The sequence below is a fragment of the Algisphaera agarilytica genome, from assembly GCF_014207595.1.
GTDB lineage: Bacteria > Planctomycetota > Phycisphaerae > Phycisphaerales > Phycisphaeraceae > Algisphaera > Algisphaera agarilytica.
In genome coordinates this window covers 3,115,897-3,135,077 of sequence record NZ_JACHGY010000001.1, presented here as the reverse complement: position 1 = coordinate 3,135,077, position 19,181 = coordinate 3,115,897, and the positions used below count along the sequence as shown (strand labels likewise).

The window sequence follows — 19,181 nt, the reverse complement described above, 5'->3', positions numbered from 1 at the left end:
ACTCTGGCATCCCGCGGAGGGGGCGATAAAATCTGAGTCGGCAAGCGTTCACGCGAATCGACCGATCCATAGCAAGGGCCTGCCCCACTCCGACCCGTCAAGGACCGACTCGTATGCCCCATGGCAAAAGCAGCAACGCCCGCCGCCGCGACGTCCGTCGTGCCGTGCCACGCCCCACGCCGCGTTGGCTGGAGATCGTGCGCCAGCGCGAGGTCGCCTGGGCGGCGCTGTACGTGCTCTGCCTGTCGCTGATCGGGGCCGCCATCGCGGTGACGGCCCACAACCGCCCCGCCTACTACCTCAACCAGCTTGTCTCCGAGCCCGTGGTCGCCCGCGTCTCGTTCGAGGCGATCGACACCGAGGCCACCGACCGCAACCGCGACTACGCCCAGCGCGACGTCCCGCCGGTGTTCATCCACAACAAGGATCTCTACACCAATATCCAAGAACAAGTGTTGGGGCTCCTGAGTATCCCCGAGACGCCCTACGAAGAGCTCACCCCCGACTACGCCGAGAGCACCCGCCTTACACCAAGCGGATATGAGCTGCTCAGCCGATATGCCAACGGCACCGATCCTGATGGGCTCACCCCCAAACGCTGGACCGAGCGCACCGAAAGCATGCTACAGCGGCTGTTCAACAAACCCATTCTCGATCCCCAGCAATATCAGGATGTGGTCGATTCTCTCGGGCAGGTCCACGCCGTCCACCCCAAGCCCTATGAGGGCACCGAAGCCGAAGACCTCTATACCGAGCGGGTGCTGATCCCGATCGATAATGAGGACCTGATCCAGCGCCGACTCGTTTCTGAAGTCATCATCGACTTCCAGCCCGAGCTCCGCGACACCGTGCTCGCGACCATCCAACGGCACCTCGCCCCGACGTACTACCTCAACGAAGACCTCACGGCAGAACGCAAGAAGGCCGCTTTCGAGTCGGCCGAGATCGAAAAAGCGACCTACCAGCCCGACGACGTTTTGGTGAACTCGGGCGTCCGGCTGACCAACGACGAGCTGCTGCTCATCCACGCCGAGCAGGACGCGTTTGAAGCTCAGAAACCGCTGGCCCGCTGGTGGATGACCTGGCTGGGCGCAGCGGGGCTGATGGCGATCCTGGGCACCGGCGTGTGGGCCTACGTCTTCGCCTATCACACCAAGATCCGCCGCAACCCGATGCGTGGATTGGCGCTGACCACGATGCTGCTGCTTTGCCAGGGCATCGCCGTGCTGCTCGTGGGCATCTGGCCGCAGATCGCCATCGGTGCGGTCACGTTCTCGACGCTACTGGGCGCGATCGTCTTCGCCATCGTGTACGACCAGCGCTTCGCTCTGGCGATGGGTCTGATGCTCACGACGCTGATCGTGATCAGCCTCCGCCTGCCCATGACCGCGGCCATCGTGATGATGGTCGGCGTCAGTGTCGCCGTCGCCCAGCTCAGCGAGGTGCGTAGCCGATCCAAGCTGGTCAGCGTCGGCCTGTGGTCGGGCTTGTCCATGGGGCTCGCCACCGCCGTCGGCGGGTTGGCCGAACGCAGCTTCGACCTGCCGTCGATGTGGAACGTCCCGCTGCTGGACATCGAAGTGTCGGCCCAGTGGGGGCTGCTCGGCTCGGACGTGGTCTACACCCTGCTCGCTGGGTTCGTCGTCGGGCTGCTGGTGCAAGGCATCCTGCCCACCATAGAAAAACTCTTCCACGTCACCACCGCGATGACGCTGAAAGAACTCAACGACGCCAGCCACCCGCTGCTGCAACGCCTCGCCCAGGAATCGGCCGGTACGTACCAGCACTCGCTCCGCATCGCCGACATGACCGAAGCCGCCGCCGAGGCCATCGGCGCCGACGGCCTGCTGTGCCGTGTCGGGTCGATGTACCACGACATCGGGAAGATCAACAAGCCCCAGTACTTCATCGAGAACCAGGGCGGCGGGCCCAACAAGCACAACAAGCTCTCCCCCGCGATGTCGCTGCTGATCATCGTCGGCCACGTCAAAGACGGCGTCGAGATGGCCCGCGAGTACAACCTCCCGCAGCCCGTCCGCCACTTCATCGAGTCGCACCACGGCACGACGCTGGTCGAATACTTCTACCACGCCGCCAAGAAGCAGAAAGAAGCCGAAGACAAGCCCGCCCCCAGCGAGTTCGAGTTCCGCTACCCCGGCCCCAAACCGCAGTCCAAAGAAGCCGCCATCATGCTGCTCTGCGACGGCATCGAAGGCGCCGCCCGCGCCATGGACGAGCCCACCGCCCCGCGTCTCGAACAGCTCGTCCACGCCATGGCCAACAAACGCCTGATGGACGGCCAGTTCGACGAGTGCAACCTCACCCTCCGCGACCTGGCCAAGGTCGAGGCCGCCGTGACCAAGACACTGTGCGCTGTGTACCACACCCGCATCAAGTACCCCGACGGCAAGAAGTCCGACTACGGCAACGCCAAAGCCACGGCGTAACCCCTCTACGATCTCTCATTCACCATCAGCCGGGCTGCTACGCAGCCCTGGTCCCGATACCACATTTCTGCAACACGCTCTGCCCCGCAAGGCATTGACGCATCCCTCAGGCAGTGAGTACGCTGAGCCTGCCGGTATCACCACGTATCAGGGATCCAACATGAAGTTCTTCCGCCCCGCCGTCTTCGCCGCTGCTGCGTCTTGTGCTATCGGCTCGGCCTCCGCCGACGACTTGTTTTCCATCACCGCCGTGGGCAGCGGCACCGTCACCGCGACGGGCGACAGCGTGCTAGACCTCTACGAAGACGCGATCGAGACGACCGGCGCGTTCAGTAGCCTAAGCGGCTCGGCGGTCGTCTCCACGCTCAACTACGCCGGGGTCGCCGACGCGGTGCGTATCACGGTCAACGCCGCGGGCACGTCCGCCACGCTCGAGTTCCCGGGCCTCGGCTTCGCGCGGGTCTTCGCCGGGACCGACGCCAACAACCTCGCCGACCAGATCGAAGACTTCATCCAGGACGACGGCGCGGAGGTCTACGCCGACTTCCTCGAACAGATCCGCGAGCAGTCCGTCGCTGCCGTGCTCGACGGCAACCCGTTCAGCACCACCGCGATCGGGGCCCGCCACCTCTTCGACCTCTACGGCCTGGGCGTGTCCGGCCCGGAGTGGGCCAACCCCGGCCGCTTCCAAACCTCGCCAGACAGCCCCAAGCGAAAAGGGCCGACCCGCACGATCGCCTGGTTCGAGGTCACCCCGAGCGCGGGCGGCGTCTCGGCGGGACCGTTCGACGGCTTCGTGGGCGGTGTCGATGTCGCCGGGGGAGCGTTCGTCAACAAGTGGCTGGGCTTCGCCGCGGGCGGGTCGTTCCAATACCTGAATGTCGAGGGCACCGACATCGGCCACGCCGTGGGCCACTTCGCCGTGCCGATGAAACTCGTGCCCGTCACCCAGGTTGGCGGCGACGAAGAGGTCGGCACGCAGACCAGCTTCGGCCTGCAACTCACGCCGTTCTTCTCCGGCGGCAGCGGCGGCTCGCTCGACGCCGCGGCGGGCGGCTCCTTCGTCGGCGGCGGGGTCGCGGCGAACGTGCACCTGGGGCTGGGCGACCGTGTGTCGGTGAACTGGGGCAGCCAGATCGTCGCCTACGAAGGCATCGATTCGATCTACGACGACTTCGAGTTCGAGACCGAGCTCAGCCAGTCCATCTTCAGCACCGGCCTCGTCGCCACGGTCTTCATCGACCAGCCCGGCGGCAACGTCTTCATCGACGGCGGCATCAGCTACTTCACGTTCCTCAACGACGCCGCGGTCGACTACTGGATCAGCCCCGAGGTCGGCGTCGGCGTCCGCATCTACCGCGACTCACGCGTCCGCGCCTCCTACCGCCCCAGCTTCGGCAACGCCGGGTATGAAGCCCACCAGGGCAGCCTCAACCTCGTGTTTGCGTTTTGAATGTCCCGCGTCCGCGCACAAAAAAGCCGCTTGCGGCTTAGCACTTGAACGCTAAGCCGCAAGCGGCTGACTAATCAATCACAGATTTATTCCGCGTCGGCGGTAACTGCCTCGGCCGACTCTTCACCTTCGGCAACGGCTTCTTCGCCACCCTCGGCTTGCTCTTCGGCGGGCTCGTCTTCTTCAACCGCTTGGACCGACGGGTCATCGCTGACGACCCAGAGCTTGATCTCGGTCTTCAGTTCCTTGTTGAGCACGATCGGAATGTCGTACGCGTCCAGACGCTTGATCTGGTCGCCGATGCGGACGTGGCGGTCGTCGATGGCGAAGCCTTCGGCTTGCAGGGCAAGGGCGATCTCGTGCTGCGAGACGCCGCCGTAGAGCAGGCCGTTCTCGTTGGCCGAGCGTTCGACGGTCAGCTCGAAGCCTTCGAGCTTCTCGACCATGGCTTTTTGCTCTTCAGCCAGCTTGGCGAGGCGGGCGGCTTCTTCGGCACGCTTGGCGGCGAGTTCTTCGACCATCTCGGGGGTCGGGGGCACCGCGATGCCGTGGGGCAGGAGGTAGTTGCGGGCGAAGCCGGGCTTCACCTTCACGACGTCGCCCACGATGCCGAGGTTGTCCACGGTTTCGAGGAGCAGGAGTTCAATGGTTTTCATCTGAGCTGTCCTTTCTGGCCTCTTCATTCATGAGGCTTGGAGGGAAAGTTAGGCGTCGGCCCGCGATCATTCCAGTGTCGCGGCGCTACACCAACGAAAAAATGTCAAATTCAGTTACACGCCCCATCGCTGATCCGCGGATCAGAACGGGATGTCGTCTTCCTCGATCGGCTGGTGCTGGGGGGCTCCACCGCCGCCGCCGTAGTTGCCGCCGCCTTGCTGGCCGCCGCCCTGGTTGCCGTAGCTCCGGCCGCCGCCCTGTTGGCCGCCGCCGTAACCACCGCCGCCTCCGCCTTCGCCGCCTCCGCGGCTGTCGCAGAAGTTCCACTGGTCGATGACCACCTTCAGCTTCGAACGCTTCTGGCCCGACTGGCGGTCTTCCCACTGCTCGAACCGCAGCTTGCCTTCGACCAGGATCGGGCGACCCTTGGTGAAGAACTTGCCGATCGACTCGGCGCTCTTGCCGAACGCGGTGCAGTCGATGAAGTTTGGCCGATCGACCCACTCGCCGGACTGCTTGTCCTGGTAGCGGTCGTTGACCGCCAGGCCCAGGTCCACCACCGCCGTGTTGTTGGGCAGGTAGCGCACCTCGGGGTCGCGGGTGAGGTTGCCCATCAGGATGACGCGGTTGTAGCTGGCCATGGAGGTTGATTTCGGATTGAGGATTTGGGATTTCGGATTGACTTGGCAATTCAGATTCGGGGGTCAACAGCAATCGATCGCTGCGTTTCCGAAATCCGAAATCCCCAATCCGAAATATAACTTTACGCTTCGGCCGAAGCGGCTTCAGCCTCTTCGAGGTTCGCGGCATCACCCGCGGCTTCCGCGGCCTTGAGCGCTTCGGCGATTTCGGTTTCGCCCATGTGGTCGGCGCGGGTCATCATCACGCGGACGACGTCTTCCGACAGGTTGCAGTCACGCTCGATGTTGGCGATCTGGGTGGGGGCGACCTTGAACAGCGTCAGCAGGAAGGTGCCGCGCTTGTGGCCGTTGATGGGGTAGGCGAGCTTGCGCTCTTCCCACTTGGCCAGGGTCAGGACTTCGGCGTCGGCACGATCGAGCATGCCGCGGACGATGTCCAGGGCGTTGCCAAGGCCGGCCGAGACCGAGGCTTGGCTCATCAGGAACATGCCTTCGTACAGTTTGGGGGTGTTGTCAGCCACAGCGACTCTCCGGTATGGGGTTGCGGGGCCCTGTCGGGACACCCGCTTCCGGTGGGGGTTAGGGGGCCTGGCCACCCGCTGGCGGCTCACGGCGAACGGAAAAGAATAGCCGAATCGGGGTTTTCATGCAAAACCCGCGTTCAGGCCCCGTCAGCCGGGCCGGGCCCTCTCAAATCTGAGAATCATTCTGCGACCCCACGCATCCCCTCGGCGGATTAGGCCGCATAATGGCCCCATGCCTGTTCTCTTGCTCTTCGTCGGTGTCGCCGGGATCGCGCTGGTCTTCCGCCTGTTTGCCGGGTCGCTGGATCGGCAGCGCATCGAGAATTACATCCGCGGCCAGGGCGGCCGGGTGATCAGCATCAATTGGTCGCCGTTCGGCCGGGGCTGGTTCGGCAGCCAGAACGAACGCATCTACGAAGTCGTCTACTACGACGCCCAGGGCGATCAACACTTTGCCACCTGCAAGACCAGCATGTGGTCCGGCGTGTACTGGACCGAAGACCGCGTCGCCCACCCCAAAGCCGCGTGGGAAGACGATGTCATCCACGCTCCCCAGGACCTCGCCCCGCTCATCCAGCACCTGCCCCCTTCTCCCGAACCGGCCACCGAACCCCAAGCCGAGCCCGCGTCCCCGGCGTCGTCTGCAGAGCTCGAAGACCTCCGCAACGAAAACGCCCGGCTCAAGCGTGAGCTCGATCGGTTGCAAGGCCGCGGCTGAGGACAACGATCAAAAAACTTTTTCCGTAGGTCAGGCATGCCTGCCTGACACCGGCAAATAGAAACTTCGTGTCAGGCAAGCATGCCTGACCTACGCACTACGCCCGCCAAGGCACCGGGTGCCCCAACCACTGCTCCAGTTCCGCGTCGAACGGGGCGTAGTACTCCCGCAGCCAGGCGTTCGCCGCCTCGCTGGGCTTGGGGTTTTCGGACAGCGTGTTCATCCGCTTCACCGCGTCCAGCCCCTTCCGGGTCGCCTTGTGCAGCACCGTGTCCCCGCCCCGGGCCGCGGGATACAGCCGTTGGATCGTGCGGTTCAGTTTCAGGTTCTTGCACATCGGGCCCAGCGCGTTGGTCGTCTCCGGCGGACGCTGCAACTCACCGCCCGGCGGCTCGGCGGGCAACCCCAGGTGTTCACGCACCCGACGCATCACGCCCGGCCGATCACTCCGAAAATCCGGCAGCATCAGCACCAACAACTGCTCCCGGCTAAACGCCTGCTCCAGCCGTACCAAATGCTCGACGTACCGGCCACGCTCCAGATACGAAAACGACACGTTCGCTTCGATGCCCTCGGGCCCCCGCCCCGCCGCAACAAGCCGCTGGTCTTCCATCCGCAGCGCCTTCTCGTAAGGCAGCGTCTCCGCCCCCCAGCCCACGCTCATCCGGTAGTGCGACCATGCCCGCGACACCGGGTCACGCAGCACCACCAGCAGCCGGGCGTCCGGCACGAGGTCCTTCATCCGCTGCGTGCAGAAATCCACCGACAGATACTCCGGCGTGATCTCGCCGCAGACCTGATCCGCCTTCGCGCCGTCGAAGTAATCCAGGTACGCCCCGACGCCCCGATCCCACAGCCCGTCCTTGTTATCGAAGTAATGCAGCTCTTTCTGCTCGGGTAAAAACACATCCGGCTGCACCCGCAGCATCTCCCACAGCGTCGTCGACCCACACCGCATCCCGCCGAGTCCGAGAAAATCGGGCTTGCGATGGGCAGGCGCGGATTCGGACACCGCATCACCGGATTGGGCTGTCGTCTCAGAAGCGTTCATCTGTGTTCTGTATCGTCCGATCGGCCGCCTGATGCCAATCGAATCGTGATTCATTGAGCCACGGGCTCAGCAAGCAGCCCCACGTGCCGCATCGCCTCGACCACGTCCGGGTCCTCGATCGCCACGCCGGGTTGATCGTTGAGCCAATCCGAGATCGCCTGCACCGCCCGGTCCTGTTGTTGGCGGAAGCCACCCGCCGGGCCGTTGTGGAGGATGGAGAACGCCGCGATCCGGCCGTTGTCCGCGAAGACGTAGCCCGACAACGAGCTCACGCCGTTGATCGTGCCGGTCTTCGCAAACACCCGCCCCGTCAGGCTCTTCAGCCGCTTGCGGAACGACCCGCGCACGCCGCTGACCGCGAGGCTGTCGAGGTAGTACTCACTGTGTTCGTGGTCGCGCAGCATGGTTTCGAGCAGCCGGGCCAACACCGCGGCACTGACGCGGTTGTCGCGCGAGAGCCCCGAGCCGTCGGCCGAGACGACCGAGACCGTGTCGATGCCCTGGCTCTTGAGAAACGCGATCGCCGCCGCGTGCCCGCCGATCCACGTGCCGCGGTCGCGGAGGTTGCCCTGCCGCAGTTCGTACGCCCAGCCGTTCAGCTTGGCGAGCGCCTCGGCCATCATGTTCTGGCTGTCGGTGTTCACCCGGCCGAGTATGTCGGGCAGCGCTGTCTGGTGGGTCGCGATCACGCGGGACCGCTGCGCCATCTCCGAGGTCACACGCTCTTCGAGGCGGACGTGGCCCGCGATCTCGATGCCGTGGCGGGCGAAGTGGGCCTTGAGCACTTCGCCGAGGAAGAGCCGCGGGTCGTCGACGGGCTTGGGGTGCGGGCCCGACCTCTGCTTGAGGTTGCCCCGCACGGTGTACACGCTCATGCCCTTCTCGGGCGCGGGGCGTTTACCGAGCACAGGGTTATGCTTGCCGTCCTTGCCGACGGTCTTCACGCTGCCCTGCACGACAAAGCCGCCCTCGGCCGGCACGGTCAGGATCGTCGCCGACTTCCCCGCCGAGGTCGGCACGAACGTGAAGTCCACGCAATTGCTGTTGAAGCTCACCCCCGCAACAGGAGCGCCGTACCACTGCAGCCGGTTGTTGCTGCTCCAGGTCGGGTGCACGAGTTTGTCGTCGAATACGGTGTCGATCACGACCAGGTCGCCCTTGATCTTCACGATCCCCGCGTTCCGCAAGGCCATCGCCCAGTCGTCGAGCACCGACATCGGCGTCCGCCCGTCGCGCTCGGCCAACTTCGCATCGCCAAACGCCGGGTCGCCCGTGCCAATGACCAAGAGGTCGTCGCCCGCCACCGCGAGCGTCGTCGTGAACTTCGCTTCGGGCCCGTAGGTGTGCAGCGCCACCGCCGAGGTCACGAGCTTCATGTTGCTCGCGGGGATGAACCCATCGTTCGCATAACGGTTGGCGTACAGCGTGTCGCCCGTATGCACATCCACCACCACCGCCGAGACCTTGGACTTGTTCTTGGACGGCTGGCTCAGGGCCGTGTTCAACGACGCGGCCAACGACTCGTCCGCCGCCGCCCCGCCGCCCGTGAATGCCAAAAACATCGCCACGCCAAGCAACAGCCCGACGTACTTCTTGTTCAGAACCAACAACTTGAGGCGATTCAGAGCCATCTTGCTTCCGTGCAATCAGATGAATGAAAAACGCGTATCCCCCACCGGGTCGATCGTCACGATCAAGATCGGCCAGCCACGTCTTCCATCTGCAGGACCTGCTCATCGGCGTGATACGACGAACGCACCAGCGGGCCGGACTCGCAGTGGCGGAAGCCGATCTCCTCGGCGAGGCGTTTGTACTCGACAAACTCGGCGGGCGTGACCCAGCGGGAGATGGGCAGGTGGTTCCGCGTCGGCTGGAGGTACTGGCCGATGGTGAGGATGTCGCACGTCTCGTGGACGCCGGGGTAGGTCGCGTGGGGATACCCAACCTCGGCGGCACGCGCTTCGGCAAAAGCCGCTTGCGGCTTAGCGGGCGTGTCATGCTTCCAATACGGGTTGGTCGTCTGCTGCACGAGGTACCCGCCGCGGCGGAGCTTCTCACCGAGGGCGGGCTTGAGCTCGCCGGTCACGGTGCGCTCGAGCGTGGTGCCTTCGGGTAGGTTGCGGTTCGGGTCGGGGACGGCGAACGGGTCGATGTTCGTCGCGGGGTTGTCCGAAGCGACGCCCGTGACGCGGGTGCCTTCGGTGACGTCGCGGATGAGTTCTTCGATCTCTTCTTCGCGTTCGCCGATGCCGACCATGATGCCGGTCTTGACGGTCAGGCCCTGGGCCTTCGCCCGGCGGAGCAGCTCGATCGAGCGTTCGTAAATCGCTTGCGGCCGGACAACCTTATACAGCCGCTTCACCGATTCCATGTTGTGATTCAGGATCTCGGGCCGTTCGTCCAGCACGATCTGCAGCGCATCCCAGTCGCCGCAGAAGTCGGGGATGAGCACCTCGATCTGTGTGCCGGGCGAGTGTCGACGGATCTCGCGGATGGTCTCCGCCCAGATCTCCGCCCCGCCATCCGGCAGCTCGTCGCGGTTCACACTGGTGATGACGATGTGCTTGAGGCGCATCAGTGCCGCCGCTTCGCCGACGCGGCGCGGCTCGTCGAGGTCGTACTCCGGGGGCCGGCCGGTCTTGATGTTGCAGAAGCCGCAGGCTCGGGTGCAGACGTCGCCGAGGATCATCATCGTCGCGGTGCCGCGGGCCCAGCACTCGCCGAGGTTGGGGCACTTGGCGGATTCGCAGACGGTGTGGAGCTGGTATTTGTCGACGAGGCTTCGGGTCTCGCCGTAGCCGGGCCCGCCGGGGAGCGGGGCGCGGAGCCAGTCGGGCTTCTTCTTGCGGATGAACTCGATGCCGCCCCCGGAACCGTCGCCCGAGGCTTTGCCGCCGCTGCCGGGGACCGAGGCGTGGGTCTGGTTGTCCAGCACCATGTTGGAGAGTGAGATATTCACGCTTCTATCCTAGCCAGTCTGCGTGCGGATGTGCAGGGGTGTTGATCGCGGGGTTTGCCCAGCCACCCATAAAACAACCGCCGAGGTATCCCTCCTCCGGGGTACCTCGGCGATCGCACTACTTTCGTTCGTCTCCAGCCGGTGGGCTGGCCCCTGAACGTGTGTGTTCTGTTTTAGTTGACCGCGGTCACTTCGACGAAGCGCTCGACGCTGGGCAGGTCCTTGAGCACGTCGTAGCTGGCCACGATGGTGCCTTCTTCGCCCAGGGCACCCTTGACCGGGTGCTGCTTGGCCAGACGCGATTCCCAGATACGCCAACGGCCGCCACGAGTGGACATCCACTGCGACTTATTGCGGATCTTGGCGTGACGCTTGTTCTCGGCGATCACGGCGGGGTCTTTGCTCAGGAGACGGACCAGCGTCTTGGACGCGGCGGCCGAGGTGGGCTGCTTGACGATCTTGACGTTGATCTTGGTGCCGGTGGCGAGTTCGTTGATGGCGCTCATGGTCGGTGTTCCGGGATAGGCCCCGCGAAAGGTCGCTGGGCGGTGTCGAGCCGCATAGTGTGCCAAATCCGCTGCTCTGGGTCAAGCCCCACCTCCCGGGCCGCCCTCCAGCCCCGCCAAGGCCGCCTCGACCACATCCCACGGCAGCCCGATATCCGCCGTCACCACCCGACCGAGCCACTTTTCGGCTCCCGCCACCCCAAATCCCACCTTCTCGGCCACGAACGTGATGGTCTGGTCTGCCCGCACCGCTCCCCCGGAAGCTCCTCCACCCGTACCACCCGCCACCTCGCCGGTGTCCGCGTCCATCCCCGAGGGCACATCCAGCGACACGATCCGCCCACGGAACTCCGCCCCGCCGTCCGAATCCTCCTCCACCAACCCCGCCATCGCCCGCACCGCCGCGGCCGTCGCGCCCCGCAGGCCGCCCTTCTCAACGCCGTACCCCGTGCCCAGCAGCGCATCCACCACCACGTGAGCCACTTGCCACTCTCCAGAAACCCGCTCGACCGCGGCCTCCTCCGACGCCTCCACCACCGACCCGCCCACACTAACCCACGCGTCCGCCATCACCTTCGCATCGCCCGTCAGCTCCCCCACTGGCTTCACCGCGTATACCACCGGCGACATCCCCCAACACTTCAGCTGCCGCGCCACCACATACCCGTCCCCGCCGTTGTTCCCGCCGCCACACACGATGGCGATCCGCGCGTTCTCCTCGTCCACCTCAAACTCAAACGCGTCCCGCAGCAGATCGAACACCGCTCCCGCCGCGTTGATCCCCGCGTTCTCCATCAGCACCACGCCCGGGATCCCGAGTTCCTCGATCGCGTATCGATCCACCGCTCGCGACTGCTGGCGGGTCAGGCGAATCGGACTATCATTGTCGTACATGTCTTGTTCCATCCGATCATCCTATCGAACCGATCGCGTTTTCTTCTACCGCTGAGACCCCGACGTGCGGATAGACATCAAAGACAACCAGGGCAACCCCCGGCTGACGGTCCACGTCGACCCCGCCAACCCGCCCACCGTCGTCAAAGCCACCGACGGCCGCGGCCCGGCGATCTCGCTGGACTGGGACAAAGCCCTCGACGACAAGGGCAACCTCCGCCACTGCCCAGTGTGCGGGTGCCCGGAGTTCTACCTCAAGAAAAACGTGCCGCAGCTCACCGTGTTCGCCCTGATCGTTGCCGCCGCGGTGATCGCCATGGTCTTCTACGGCTTCGGGCTCTCGACCCCCGCACTCATCGTGCTCGCGGTCGTGCTGGGCCTCGACCTGCTGATCTACCTGTACGCCAAGCGTTATCTGGTCTGCTACCGTTGCCAGAGCGAGTTCCACGACACGCCGCTGCTTCCGACCGACAAGGCGTGGGACGCGAACCTGGCCGAGCGTTTCGCCCCGCCGAAAGACGCCTCCCGCGGTGCCGCCGAGCCCGCCCCCGATCCACCCGCTGCCCCGCCCTCAAGCTGACCCGCCGATCATGATCCAGTCCGCCAATCCCACCCCGCCGCTCGTCATTGTCGGTGCCGGCGACCACGGCACGGTCGTCGCCGACACCGCCCAGGTCGCGGGCCGACAGGTCCTGGGCCACCTCGACGACGACCCGTCGATCCCCAACCTCCTCGCCCCGGACGACCCCCGCCTGGCCGACGCCCAGTTCATCGTCGCCATCGGCGACAACGCCACCCGGCTGGCCATCCTCAAACGCCTCCGCGCCGAGGGCCGAACGTTCACCAACGTCATCCACCCCTCGGCCGTGATCAGCCCCGGCGCGACCCTCGGCGAAAGCGTCTACGTCGGCCCCCTCGCGGTGGTCAACACCCACGCCACCCTCGGCGACGCGGTCATCATCAACTCCGGTGCCGTGGTCGAGCACCACTGCACCGTCGGCCCCGCGGTCCACCTCGCCCCCAAAGCCGCCCTCGCCGGCCGCGTCACCGTCCACGAACGCACCCTCGTCGGCGTCGGCGCCAAGATCCTGCCCGGCGTCACCCTCGGCCAACACTGCATCGTCGGCGCCGGGGCCGTCGCCGTCACCGACATCCCCGACCACACCACCGCCATCGGCATCCCCGCCCGGCCGTGCTGAGCCAGTGCCTTCCTGCCTTGGCCCCCTCTCACATTGGGGGGCAGCCTCAGATCGGTCTTGCTCCCTCTCCCCCCGGGAGAGGGTTGGGGTGAGGGCACTCGGATCACTCGTCAACTTCGGCGACTGATCCACGCCCCCGCCAACTCCAACACCACCTTCCCCCACCGACCCGCTGCGCGGGCCACCTCCCCCGGCGGGGGAGGGGTCCGAACCACCACCGCCACCCGGCCCGTCGTCATCGGGATCGTGATCACCCCCCGCAGGTCGCTCACCTCCACCCTCTTCTTCCGGCTCCCCAAACAACGCCGCCCGCAGCGACGCCAACTCCTGCTCCACCCCAAACTCCTCCGCATCCCCCGCGTCCGGCACCCGCCCCGCCACGCGATCCATGTCCACGCACAACAACGCCTGCGCCGCCTTCCGCCCCGTCTCCACCGGCACCTCATCGTCGAGCGCCAACTTCCCCAACCGATTCACCGCATACACCCGCAGCCGCGACAGCGCCAGCTGCGCCTGCAGCTCCGCCAACACCCGCACCCCCGCCACCGCCCGCCGCGTTTCCAGCGACCCCGCCCACTTGGCGATCTGCGCCGGCGACATCCCCAATCGCTTGGCCGTGTTCGCCACGTCCTCCACCCCGCCAAGCATGACCTCCAACAGCTCCGCCTCCCGCGGATCCGTAGGGTGGGCACCGTCCACCGCCGCGTTCTCAGAAATGGCCCCGGTGGGCAATGCCCACCCTACGTGTTGATCGGATGTAAAAGTGTTGTCGCCCATACCTGGGGGCGCGGCGAATCCCCGGTGCGCACCCCCGGTTCGTTTCACGGCCCCAGCGTGTCAAACCACCACAAAAACAAGGCGAAAAAGTTTTTTCCAGCCGCGTCACTTCCTGCATCGCACGCATCATCTTGTGCGCACAACAATGGACGTTCCAGCCGCGGCACATGGGGTCATTGCCCCCCGGCTAAAGTTTTAGGATTCGGTGGGGACGAGCAACACCACGACGTGACACGCGATCGCACGGTTTTCACCCAGGGCATCCACCTTCTCGTGGGTCTTGCCCTTGAGGTTGATGCGCGACGCCTCGCAATGCAACAGCTCGGCGAGGTTGGCGTGCATCGCGGCTTTGTGGGGGCTGAGCTTGGGTTTCTGCAGGATGACCGTGATGTCGAGATTGCCGATGTCATACCCCGCCCCGTCCATCCGCAGCACCGCTTCGCGGACAAACACCGACGAGTCGGCGCCCTTCCACTGCGGGTCGTTGTCGGGAAAGAGCTGCCCGATGTCGTCCAGCCCGAGCGCCCCGAGGATCGCATCCGTTACCGCGTGATAAACCACATCCCCATCCGAATGCGCAGCACACCCGCGGTCGTGTTCCAGCTCAACGCCACCGACGATAAGGGGCAAGCCTTCTTCAAGGCGGTGCAGATCAAAGCCGTGGCCGATTCGGGGATGTCTACTGATTGGAATTCTCCTGAACGCGTGTCTAGCAGCACTGCCAAAGAAAACGAGCGTCTGAACCATCGGCCTTCACGAAAGCGTAACCGATGCCAGCATCCCCGAAATTGATATGAAAAGGGACGCTGCCAGAATCAAGCTGAAGCGCGAGGAGCCAGTCTATGGCTGGCTCCGAAGGAAACTCATCATTCTGCAAGAATCCCGGAACCCCTCCAATCTTATTACCAGATGTCGCATCGACGTATCGGTCGCCGTCGGCGTCATCCATTTTCAATAACTGATCTTGAGACAGAAATTCGGGCTCGGATATCGAAGTGTGATCAACGTGGAACTCACACGAAACAGGCGAGAGTCGCTTTCGGCCAAATTTCTTTTTCATGGCATAGAGACCTGGCCCATTCTCAATTGGATTGGTGGTAACCGAAGCAATATTCCCTGGCTGAAGCAACAGGCAGTTTTCGCCACCCTCGGGCTCCCAAGTCCCATCAATGTATTCATCACCATCATCACTCATAAAGAGATAGGCGAATTGCGCTGTGCCTTGGTAGCCTTCGATTCGCTGCAAACTGAACTGCCCGATAAATTGCATCGGCTTCCCGGTGGAACGGCTAAGTGGCCACTCGGGCTGTTCCAGCCAGACCGGCTGCCCCCCAAACTTATCGATTAATTCTGAGATTGGTTTCTTAGCAGGGCGAAACGATAGTCGGTGTGATGTCGGCATAGATCACCTCACTTCAATCCGTACTCTTTGAGCTTCCGGTAGAGCGTGCGTTCGCCGATGCCGAGCATTTTGGCGGCTTGTTCGCGGTTGCCGCCGGTGGTGCGGAGGGTGTCGCGGATGGCTTGTTTTTCGAGTTGGTCGAGCGACATGCCGCCGGTGTTGATCGGGGCGGACGCGTCGCCTTCGCCGCCGGCCGTCGCTTGCGACACTTCCGGGGGGAGGTGGCGGGGCTCGAGGGTGTCGCCGTCGGCGATGACGACCATGTTCTGGATGACGTTCATGAGCTGGCGGACATTGCCGGGCCAGTCGTACTGCATCAAGGTCATCTGCACGTCCTCGGCGATCGCGGGGACTTCCTTTTCCATCTCGTTCGCGTAGCGTGACACAAAATGGCGGGTCAGCAGCGGGATGTCTTCCCGGCGTTCGCGCAGGGCGGGCAGCTTGAGCTCGACGCCCTTGATGCGGAAGTACAGGTCCTCGCGGAACTCGCCCTCTTTGACCCGCTCGGCAAGGTCGTGGTTGGTCGCGCTGACGAGGCGGACGTCGACGATGCGCGGCTCGTTGGAACCGACGCGGACGACCTCGCCGGACTGGAGGACGCGGAGGAGCTTGGCCTGCATGCTCTTGGGCATGTCGCCGACTTCGTCGAGGAAGAGCGTGCCGTGGTTGGCGTATTCGAATCGGCCCTGGCGGTCTTTCTCGGCGCCGGTGAACGCGCCGCGGACGTGGCCGAAGAGTTCGTCTTCGAGGATGGACTCCGACAAGCCCGCGCAGTTGAGCGGGGCGAACTGGCGCTTGGCGCGTTTGGAGTTGTTGTGGATGGCCTGGGCGACGAGTTCTTTGCCGGTGCCGGATTCGCCGGTGATGAGCACGGGAATGGGGCTGGGGGCGATCTGCTTCATCGTGGCGATGAGCTGACGGATGGGCGGGGAGTTGCCGATGATGCCCTCGAAGCCGTACTGGTCGTCGAGGCGGGCGCGGAGGTCGTCGTTCTGGGCGCGGAGGAAGACGGTGTTGATCGCGTTAGAACAAAGCGTGCGGAAGACGTCGAGGTCGAGGGGTTTTTCGATGAAGTCGAAGGCGCCGCCCTTGATGGCGGCCTTGGCGGTGGGGACGTCGCCGTGGGCGGTGACCATGACGGTCTCGGCGTTGGGCTGGGTGGAGCGGGCGGCGGCAAGGACGTTCATGCCGTCGTCCTCGGCGTCCATCTTGAGGTCGGTGACGACGAGGTCGAAGTTGCCGTGGGCGAGTTCGTCCTTGGCGTCGTCGAGGGAGTGGACGAGCGTGCAGACGTGGCCGAGGCGGCGCAACGCCTCGGCCATGACCTCGGCGTGGTCGGGCTCGTCGTCGATGACCAGGACCTGGGCGGTGATGGCTTCGGGGGCGTCGGGGGTGGAATCGGGAGGGGTCATGTAATGATTGGGTGATGGGGCGATTTGGTGATTGGGTGAATAAACATCGAAGCGCCGCGACTTGTCGCGTGGATGTCGTCAACACGCCGGGGACACAACTATAATTCAAGGCTATGGTAGACGCCGAATCGACCCCCAACTCGAAACGCATCGGCTGCGTGTCGTACCTCAACGCCAAGCCGCTTATTCACGGGCTGCCGGCGGAGGCGGGCGAGCTGCAGCTGGAGGTGCCGTCGCGGCTGATCGGGCGGCTCTTGTCCGGGGAAGTCGACCTGGCGTTGTGCTCGGTGGTGGACCATTTTTTCCATCCCGAGGCGACACGGCTGGTGCCGGTGGGCGGGATCGCGTGTGAGGGGCCGACGCTGACGGTGCGTTTGTTCAGCCGGGTGCCGATGGAGAAACTGACGAAGATCCACGCGGACACGGACAGCCATACGTCCGTGTTGCTGCTGCGGGTGTTGCTGCATGATCTTTACGGGCTGACGCCCGAGCTGGTGCACTACGACACGCGGGCCCAGCTCGCGGGGCAGACGCCCGTGGACCCGGCGCACCCGCCCGAGGCGATGCTGCTAATCGGCGACAAGGTGGTGACGAACGCGCCGCCGGCGACGGTGTACCCATATCAGCTGGATTTGGGCGCGGCGTGGCATGACCTCACAGATCGGCCGTTCGTGTTTGCGACTTGGCTGGCGAAAGCGGACGGCGAGCTCGGCGAGTTGCCGACGGTGTTGAGTGAGACGCTCAAAGCGAACCTCGGGCGGCTGGATGAGATTGTGCAGACCTACGCGGCGACGCACGGTTGGCCGGCGGACATGGCGGCGGAGTATCTCGGGAACATTCTTCGGTTTGAAGTTGGCGAGCGGGAGTTGGACGCGATCGCGCATTTCCGCGGGCGTCTGGAGTCATTGGGGTTGATTGAATCATTGGATGTGTCGGACACGAAACGCGTTTCGAGTGAGTCGTGAGCCGTGGCACCCCGGGTCATTGACCCGGGGCTAACTTTGGGATGGATATCGCACGCACCGCACCCGCCTATCGCTGCAAGCCGATCGCCGACGTCGCCCCGACGTGGCTGGCGCTCGACGAGATGCACCGCGCGACGATGCTGCACAACGCCGAGGCGTTGCACGACCAGCTCGACCCCGACGCGGCGTATCCCTTCGAGTTCATCGCGTTCCGCCTCACCGGGTTTCGGCGGGACTACGGCGACGACTCGCTGCTCGTGGGCGAAGCGGTGTTGCCGGACCTGCGCACGCTGATCGACCGGCTGAGCAAGTCCGCCCCCCTGCCTGCGTCCGACGGCGACGCGGTCACGGCCGACGCCTTGGCGGGGCGACTCAATGTGAGCACCAAGACGCTGTCGCGGTGGCGGAAAGCGGGGCTGCGTTGGCGGTGGATCACGCCGATGAAGGGGGCCCGCCCGGTGATCGGGTTCACCGCCGATGCGATCGAGCACTTCCAGGCCAAGCAGTCCAAACGCGTCGCCAAGGCCACGACATTTAGCCAACTGTCGCCCAAGCAGCGGCAGCGGATCATCGACCGCGCCCGCCGGCTCTCGGCCACGACCGACGCCACGTTCAACCAAGTTGCTGCACACCTCGCCAAACGTACCGGCCGGGCGCTCGAGACCATCCGACTGATCCTCGAGAAACACGACCAGCAGCAGGCCGACCCCGAGGACAAGCTGTTTGCCGACCGCACCGGGCCGTTGACCGCACGGCAGAAGCGGCTGATCTCGCGGGCGCACCGGATGGGCGTGGGCGTGGGCAAGTTGGCCGAGCGTTTTCGGCGGAGCCGGGCGACAATCCACCGCGTCGTGCTGGACCGCCGGGCGGCGCGGGCGCTGCGTCTACGGCTGGAGGTCATCCCCAACGCTAACTTCGAGCGAGAAGACGCGGCAGACGTTTACCTGCGTGCCAGCCTGGAACCCGTCAAAGCCAGCAAGCACACGCGACTCTCGGCCGTGCCGCTCGACGGCCTGCCCGAGGCGATGCACCCGCTCTACACCCAGCCCGTGGTCAGCCCCGACAAGGTGCGTTCGCTGTTTCTGCGCTACAACTTCCTCAAGCACCGTGCGATCGTCACCCGCGAAAAGTTCGCCCACGCCCCGGCCCGCGCCGGCGACCTGAACCATTTCGAGGCCGACGTCGCCCGGGCCGCGCGGGTGCGCAGCTTGCTCGTGACCTGGCACCTCCCCGTGGTGTTGTCGGTGGCGCGGCGTCACCTCGTGGGCAAGCCCGACAACACGCCGACCCACCTGCTTGAGTTGCTGGAGCTTGGCAACCCCGTGCTGATCGACGCGGTGGAAAGCTACGACGCGGCGGCCAAGCCGCGGTTCGACTCGGTGCTGACCAACCGCTTGCTGCAAACGTTCGCTACGCCTGTGGGCACGTTCGCCAAGCGTGGCCCGGGCAAGGCCCGCAAACGCGCCAGTGCTGCGGAAGTGATGCAGCGCATGATCAACCTCGCGGATGAGTCGGGCGTGCACCTGGCGATCACCGAGCCGGCGCCGGAGAACCCGGAAGACGGATCGGATTGAGT

General features: G+C 65.0%; 19 protein-coding genes. 8 read left to right on the top strand and 11 right to left on the bottom strand.

The genetic code is table 11. The features are described from left to right. Positions 1-113: 113 nt before the first annotated feature. Positions 114-2,447 (top strand): HD family phosphohydrolase, encoded by a 2,334-nt coding sequence (locus HNQ40_RS13505; RefSeq protein WP_184678351.1) that lies wholly within the window; start codon positions 114-116, stop codon positions 2,445-2,447. Positions 2,448-2,607: 160 nt separating this feature from the next. Next, positions 2,608-3,900, top strand: a complete 1,293-nt coding sequence (locus HNQ40_RS13500; protein WP_184678350.1) for a hypothetical protein — start codon at positions 2,608-2,610, stop codon at positions 3,898-3,900. A gap of 86 nt (positions 3,901-3,986) precedes the next feature. Here HNQ40_RS13500 and rplI read toward each other — a convergent pair whose 3' ends face one another. The 3 genes from rplI to rpsF form a co-directional block, all read right to left on the bottom strand. Continuing rightward, complete coding sequence (rplI, locus tag HNQ40_RS13495; RefSeq protein WP_184678349.1) at positions 3,987-4,556, bottom strand: 50S ribosomal protein L9; 570 nt, start codon at positions 4,554-4,556, stop codon at positions 3,987-3,989. A gap of 141 nt (positions 4,557-4,697) precedes the next feature. Then, positions 4,698-5,198, bottom strand: coding sequence for a single-stranded DNA-binding protein (locus HNQ40_RS13490; RefSeq protein ID WP_184678348.1), 501 nt, complete (start codon positions 5,196-5,198; stop codon positions 4,698-4,700). A 122-nt stretch (positions 5,199-5,320) separates the two neighbouring features. Further along, positions 5,321-5,719: a 30S ribosomal protein S6 gene (rpsF, locus tag HNQ40_RS13485; protein WP_184678347.1), complete on the bottom strand. Its 399-nt coding sequence runs from the start codon at positions 5,717-5,719 to the stop codon at positions 5,321-5,323. 235 nt (positions 5,720-5,954) lie between these two features. Here rpsF and HNQ40_RS13480 point away from each other — a divergent pair, with 235 nt between their 5' ends. Beyond that, positions 5,955-6,440: a hypothetical protein gene (locus tag HNQ40_RS13480; RefSeq protein ID WP_184678346.1), complete on the top strand. Its 486-nt coding sequence runs from the start codon at positions 5,955-5,957 to the stop codon at positions 6,438-6,440. 97 nt (positions 6,441-6,537) lie between these two features. Here HNQ40_RS13480 and HNQ40_RS13475 read toward each other — a convergent pair whose 3' ends face one another. The 5 genes from HNQ40_RS13475 to HNQ40_RS13455 all read right to left on the bottom strand — a co-directional run bounded on the left by HNQ40_RS13475 (position 6,538) and on the right by HNQ40_RS13455 (position 11,862). Beyond that, on the bottom strand, positions 6,538-7,491 hold the full coding sequence (locus HNQ40_RS13475) for a sulfotransferase domain-containing protein (protein ID WP_184678345.1): 954 nt from the start codon (positions 7,489-7,491) through the stop codon (positions 6,538-6,540). A 50-nt stretch (positions 7,492-7,541) separates the two neighbouring features. Next, positions 7,542-9,122 carry a D-alanyl-D-alanine carboxypeptidase/D-alanyl-D-alanine endopeptidase gene (gene dacB / locus HNQ40_RS13470; protein WP_184678344.1) on the bottom strand — a complete coding sequence of 527 codons (1,581 nt, stop codon included), beginning with the start codon at positions 9,120-9,122 and terminating at the stop codon, positions 7,542-7,544. A gap of 62 nt (positions 9,123-9,184) precedes the next feature. Then, positions 9,185-10,450, bottom strand: coding sequence for a lipoyl synthase (locus HNQ40_RS18740; protein WP_221435532.1), 1,266 nt, complete (start codon positions 10,448-10,450; stop codon positions 9,185-9,187). A 173-nt stretch (positions 10,451-10,623) separates the two neighbouring features. Further along, positions 10,624-10,956: a hypothetical protein gene (locus HNQ40_RS13460; protein ID WP_184678343.1), complete on the bottom strand. Its 333-nt coding sequence runs from the start codon at positions 10,954-10,956 to the stop codon at positions 10,624-10,626. 81 nt (positions 10,957-11,037) lie between these two features. Further along, entirely contained in the window at positions 11,038-11,862 is an 825-nt protein-coding gene (locus tag HNQ40_RS13455) for an NAD(P)H-hydrate epimerase (RefSeq protein WP_184678342.1), read from the bottom strand. Between the two features lie 52 nt (positions 11,863-11,914). Here HNQ40_RS13455 and HNQ40_RS13450 point away from each other — a divergent pair, with 52 nt between their 5' ends. The 3 genes from HNQ40_RS13450 (at position 11,915) to HNQ40_RS13440 (ending at position 13,800) form a co-directional block, all read left to right on the top strand. After that, entirely contained in the window at positions 11,915-12,430 is a 516-nt protein-coding gene (locus HNQ40_RS13450) for a hypothetical protein (protein WP_184678341.1), read from the top strand. A 10-nt stretch (positions 12,431-12,440) separates the two neighbouring features. Beyond that, positions 12,441-13,049: an acetyltransferase gene (locus HNQ40_RS13445; protein WP_184678340.1), complete on the top strand. Its 609-nt coding sequence runs from the start codon at positions 12,441-12,443 to the stop codon at positions 13,047-13,049. Between the two features lie 388 nt (positions 13,050-13,437). Beyond that, positions 13,438-13,800, top strand: coding sequence for a hypothetical protein (locus HNQ40_RS13440; RefSeq protein ID WP_184678339.1), 363 nt, complete (start codon positions 13,438-13,440; stop codon positions 13,798-13,800). A gap of 221 nt (positions 13,801-14,021) precedes the next feature. Here HNQ40_RS13440 and ispF read toward each other — a convergent pair whose 3' ends face one another. From ispF to HNQ40_RS13425, 3 genes are read right to left on the bottom strand one after another with little or no spacing between them, the layout of a single operon-like run. Further along, the gene (gene ispF / locus HNQ40_RS13435; RefSeq protein WP_184678338.1) at positions 14,022-14,573 is read right to left on the bottom strand and encodes a 2-C-methyl-D-erythritol 2,4-cyclodiphosphate synthase; all 552 of its coding nucleotides are present in this window, start codon (positions 14,571-14,573) and stop codon (positions 14,022-14,024) included. Continuing rightward, positions 14,536-15,228 carry a DUF1963 domain-containing protein gene (locus tag HNQ40_RS13430; RefSeq protein ID WP_184678337.1) on the bottom strand — a complete coding sequence of 231 codons (693 nt, stop codon included), beginning with the start codon at positions 15,226-15,228 and terminating at the stop codon, positions 14,536-14,538. Before HNQ40_RS13430 ends, ispF begins: the two co-directional genes overlap by 38 nt. 8 nt (positions 15,229-15,236) lie before the next feature. Next, positions 15,237-16,640, bottom strand: a complete 1,404-nt coding sequence (locus HNQ40_RS13425; protein ID WP_184678336.1) for a sigma-54-dependent transcriptional regulator — start codon at positions 16,638-16,640, stop codon at positions 15,237-15,239. Positions 16,641-16,753: 113 nt separating this feature from the next. Here HNQ40_RS13425 and HNQ40_RS13420 point away from each other — a divergent pair, with 113 nt between their 5' ends. Next, positions 16,754-17,605 (top strand): menaquinone biosynthetic enzyme MqnA/MqnD family protein, encoded by an 852-nt coding sequence (locus tag HNQ40_RS13420; RefSeq protein WP_184678335.1) that lies wholly within the window; start codon positions 16,754-16,756, stop codon positions 17,603-17,605. A gap of 41 nt (positions 17,606-17,646) precedes the next feature. Next, positions 17,647-19,179, top strand: coding sequence for a hypothetical protein (locus tag HNQ40_RS13415; protein ID WP_184678334.1), 1,533 nt, complete (start codon positions 17,647-17,649; stop codon positions 19,177-19,179). The last annotated feature ends 2 nt before the right edge of the window (positions 19,180-19,181 follow it).

What these genes read in the sequence shown, in the direction of transcription:
- HNQ40_RS13505 (WP_184678351.1), top strand. Translation starts at nt 114, where the DNA reads ATGCCCCATGGCAAAAGCAGCAACGCCCGCCGCCGCGACGTCCGTCGT.
- dacB (WP_184678344.1), bottom strand. Translation starts at nt 9,122, where the DNA reads ATGGCTCTGAATCGCCTCAAGTTGTTGGTTCTGAACAAGAAGTACGTC.
- HNQ40_RS13440 (WP_184678339.1), top strand. Translation starts at nt 13,438, where the DNA reads ATGTCCACGCACAACAACGCCTGCGCCGCCTTCCGCCCCGTCTCCACC.
- HNQ40_RS13430 (WP_184678337.1), bottom strand. Translation starts at nt 15,228, where the DNA reads ATGCCGACATCACACCGACTATCGTTTCGCCCTGCTAAGAAACCAATC.
- rplI (WP_184678349.1), bottom strand. Translation starts at nt 4,556, where the DNA reads ATGAAAACCATTGAACTCCTGCTCCTCGAAACCGTGGACAACCTCGGC.
- HNQ40_RS13475 (WP_184678345.1), bottom strand. Translation starts at nt 7,491, where the DNA reads ATGAACGCTTCTGAGACGACAGCCCAATCCGGTGATGCGGTGTCCGAA.
- HNQ40_RS13460 (WP_184678343.1), bottom strand. Translation starts at nt 10,956, where the DNA reads ATGAGCGCCATCAACGAACTCGCCACCGGCACCAAGATCAACGTCAAG.
- HNQ40_RS13425 (WP_184678336.1), bottom strand. Translation starts at nt 16,640, where the DNA reads ATGACCCCTCCCGATTCCACCCCCGACGCCCCCGAAGCCATCACCGCC.
- HNQ40_RS13480 (WP_184678346.1), top strand. Translation starts at nt 5,955, where the DNA reads ATGCCTGTTCTCTTGCTCTTCGTCGGTGTCGCCGGGATCGCGCTGGTC.
- HNQ40_RS13415 (WP_184678334.1), top strand. Translation starts at nt 17,647, where the DNA reads ATGGATATCGCACGCACCGCACCCGCCTATCGCTGCAAGCCGATCGCC.
- HNQ40_RS13445 (WP_184678340.1), top strand. Translation starts at nt 12,441, where the DNA reads ATGATCCAGTCCGCCAATCCCACCCCGCCGCTCGTCATTGTCGGTGCC.
- HNQ40_RS13455 (WP_184678342.1), bottom strand. Translation starts at nt 11,862, where the DNA reads ATGGAACAAGACATGTACGACAATGATAGTCCGATTCGCCTGACCCGC.
- ispF (WP_184678338.1), bottom strand. Translation starts at nt 14,573, where the DNA reads ATGGTTCAGACGCTCGTTTTCTTTGGCAGTGCTGCTAGACACGCGTTC.
- HNQ40_RS13500 (WP_184678350.1), top strand. Translation starts at nt 2,608, where the DNA reads ATGAAGTTCTTCCGCCCCGCCGTCTTCGCCGCTGCTGCGTCTTGTGCT.
- HNQ40_RS13420 (WP_184678335.1), top strand. Translation starts at nt 16,754, where the DNA reads ATGGTAGACGCCGAATCGACCCCCAACTCGAAACGCATCGGCTGCGTG.
- HNQ40_RS13490 (WP_184678348.1), bottom strand. Translation starts at nt 5,198, where the DNA reads ATGGCCAGCTACAACCGCGTCATCCTGATGGGCAACCTCACCCGCGAC.